Here is a 267-nt window from a genome sequence, read left to right on the forward strand (position 1 = left end):
GTGCTGCTTTAGAGGCGATTTCTAGTGGTCAGGTAGACATCATTGTAGGAACTCATGCTCTTATCCAGGAAAGTGTGACGTACCATAAGCTTGGTTTGGTTGTGACGGATGAGCAACATCGTTTTGGTGTTAAACAGCGCCGTCTGTTTCGTGAGAAGGGTGATAATCCGGATGTGCTTATGATGACTGCGACACCTATTCCTCGGACGTTAGCTATTACAGCTTTTGGAGATATGGATGTATCGATTATTAATCAGTTGCCTGCTG

General features: G+C 44.9%; 1 protein-coding gene. It reads left to right on the forward strand.

Features of this window, described 5'->3' with window-relative positions:
* Positions 1-267 (forward strand): DEAD/DEAH box helicase (locus tag C1E99_RS00090; protein WP_330848204.1); only part of this gene is annotated, 267 nt, incomplete at both ends.

This window comes from Streptococcus suis, assembly GCF_002964045.1.
GTDB lineage: Bacteria > Bacillota > Bacilli > Lactobacillales > Streptococcaceae > Streptococcus > Streptococcus suis_U.